Genomic DNA, 2,527 nt, shown 5'->3' on the forward strand with positions numbered 1-2,527 from the left:
CGGCCGGACCGAACCCGGGGGGCCGGTGCGGCGCCCCGGCGCCCGCGGCGGGGGCGGACACCGACGGGGCGGGAGCCGGCCCCGGCCCGGCAGCCGTGGGCGCCTGCGGGGCGGCGCCCGTGGCCACCTGCGTCGCCGGATGCGACGGCGAGGGGGCGGGAGCGGCGGCGCGCCGGGCGATGTCGGCGGCCACGGCGTCCGGCAGCCAGGTGCCCGGCCGCCTCAACTGCGTCTCGCCGGAAGCCGCCTGGCACATGGCCAGGATCTCGTCGATCCCCGGCCTCTCCTCCGGGCCCTTGGCCAGGCAGCCGCTGACCAGCTCCAGCAGCTCCCGGGGCAGCCCGTCCAGCCGGGGCTCGTCGTGGACGATGCGGTAGAGCACGCCGTGCGCCGTACCCTCGCCGAAGGCGGGCGTACCGAGCGCCGCGTAGGCCGCGATCTGGCCGAGCGCGAAGACGTCGGTGGCCCCGGTGACGGCGAGGCCCTCCGCCTGCTCAGGCGCCATGAACGAGGGGGTGCCGATCGTGACGCCGCTCCCGGTGAGCGCGGTGGCGTCGGCGGCGCGGGCGATGCCGAAGTCGATGACACGGGGCCCGTCGTCGGCGAGCAGCACGTTGGAGGGCTTCAGATCCCGGTGCACGATGCCCGCCTTGTGGATGACCTGCAGGGCTTCGGCGACCCCCGCGACCAGGAACAGCACGCTGGAGACCGGCAGCCTGCCGTGCCCGACCACCGCTTCGGTGAGCGAGGGCCCCGGCACGTAGGCCGTGGCGAGCCACGGGTGAGCACCCTCTGCGTCGCTGTCGATCACGGGCGCCGTGTAGAGGCCCTGCACCCGCTCCGCCAGGCGCACCTCGCTCTGGAAGCGGCGTCTGAACTCGGGGTCCTCGCTGAACTCCGGCCGGATCACCTTGATGGCGACGGCGCGCCCACCGGGCGTGTAGGACAGGTAGACCTTGCCCATGCCGCCGGAGCCGAGCCGCGCGGCCAGCCGATAACCGGCGACCGAAACGGGGTCCTGGTCGGTCAGTGGCGAAAAGATCTCTGCTGCCGCTCCGTCAGCCATGAACTGCTGCCCCTGGGATAGTCGGTGGCCTGGAAAGACCACAAGACCGTACCCGGAGGTGATCAGTGTGCGGCGCGCGGGGCGGTGCCGAACAGCTCGACGGCTTCCCGGACGGCCGCCAGAGGCGGCGCGAGCGCGCTGACGGAACCGACCGCGGCCGCGAGCAGGAGCAGCGAGTGCCGCAACTCCTCGGTGGCCGGCGCGCCGGAGTGCACCGTGGCTGCCAGTACGTCCAGTTCGCGCTCCGCCTCGCGGCGGTCACGCAACTCGGCAGGATAGGCGTCCAGTTCCCGCCGCATCCGGTGAACGGCGCTCCCCAACGCCTCGACCCGCGGATCCACGCCGGTGACCGGCTCCGCGGCCACCGCTCCCCACTGCGCCATCGTCTCGCTCCGCACGCTCTCCCCCCACAGGATCTCCCCGGGACGAGACGCTCGCCCGGAGGTGCCGTTCCTCCGAGCAGTGACCCACGTCGTCGGAGGTTCCGACAGTAAACGCCACTCTCCGCGTGTGGCGCCACACGGAACGCGAGATTCGGGGGTGCATTTTCAATGATCGTCCCCAAGGAGGAGGGCGCGTGTCCCCCTCAGGCTGTAGGCGCACGGTAGAGAGGAACCATGACACGGGAGCCGACGCCGGCCGACGGCCGGCACACCGCGGACGCCCACCGGCACATCGCGGACGCCCACCGGCACACCGCGGACGCCCGCCAGCCCGCCACCGCCGCCTCGCCGGACACGGCCGGCCCGCGGGTCGCAGGCCTGCTGCTGGCCGCCGGCGGCGGGCGGCGGCTGGGCGGACGCCCCAAGGCGCTGCTCCCCTACCGGGGCAGGCCGCTGGTGGAGCACGCGGCCGACGTGCTGCGCAGGGGCGGCTGCGATCCGGTGTACGTCGTACTGGGCGCCGCGCGCGACCGGGTGAGGGAGACGGCGCGCCCGGCCGGGTGCGTCCTGGTCGACAACCCCGACTGGGAGCAGGGCATGGGCACGTCGCTGCGGACAGGGCTGGCGGCGCTGCCGCGCGACGGCGTCGACGCCGCGCTCGTCTCCCTGGTGGACCAGCCGGGGATCGGCGCGCAGGCCGTCGCCCGCATACGGGCCGCCTACCGCTCCCCCACCACGCTGGCCGCCGCGGCGTACGAGGGGCGCCGCGGCCATCCCGTGCTGCTGGGGGCCGCGCACTGGGAGGGCGTCGCCCGCAGCGCACGGGAGGACGCGGGGGCGCGCACCTATCTGCGCGCGCACCGGACCGCACTGACGCTGGTGGAGTGCGCGGACCTGGCCGACCCGGCGGACATCGACACCCCCGAGGACCTACACCGGCTGAACTGACCACCGCCTCTTCCGCTTCCTCCGCCTCTTCCGCTTCTTCCCTCTCTTCGCTCTTCCTCTTCCCCGTCTTCGGAGCCCGGCTTCCCCCTCGTCGTCTTCGGAGCCCGGCTTCCTCTCCCCCCTCGTAGCC

Annotated in this window: 3 protein-coding genes; 1 reads left to right on the forward strand and 2 read right to left on the reverse strand. The window is 74.5% G+C overall.

Annotated features, from left to right (window positions below; genetic code table 11):
- Positions 1-1,066: serine/threonine-protein kinase (locus AB8Z75_RS33510; protein ID WP_369208690.1), on the reverse strand; the 1,066-nt coding region annotated here is incomplete at its 3' end.
- A 62-nt stretch (positions 1,067-1,128) separates the two neighbouring features.
- Positions 1,129-1,449, reverse strand: coding sequence for a DUF5955 family protein (locus tag AB8Z75_RS33515; protein WP_369208694.1), 321 nt, complete (start codon positions 1,447-1,449; stop codon positions 1,129-1,131).
- 234 nt (positions 1,450-1,683) lie between these two features.
- Between AB8Z75_RS33515 and AB8Z75_RS33520 the strand changes: the two genes are divergently transcribed.
- Positions 1,684-2,397 carry an NTP transferase domain-containing protein gene (locus tag AB8Z75_RS33520; protein ID WP_369208692.1) on the forward strand — a complete coding sequence of 238 codons (714 nt, stop codon included), beginning with the start codon at positions 1,684-1,686 and terminating at the stop codon, positions 2,395-2,397.
- Positions 2,398-2,527: the final 130 nt, after the last annotated feature.

The sequence above is a fragment of the Streptomyces sp. PU-14G genome, from assembly GCF_041028275.1.
In the GTDB taxonomy this organism is placed as follows: Bacteria; Actinomycetota; Actinomycetes; order Streptomycetales; family Streptomycetaceae; genus Streptomyces.

Coding starts and splice junctions, on each gene's coding strand:
- AB8Z75_RS33515 (WP_369208694.1), bottom strand. CDS start 1,449: ATGGCGCAGTGGGGAGCGGTGGCCGCGGAGCCGGTCACCGGCGTGGAT.
- AB8Z75_RS33520 (WP_369208692.1), top strand. CDS start 1,684: ATGACACGGGAGCCGACGCCGGCCGACGGCCGGCACACCGCGGACGCC.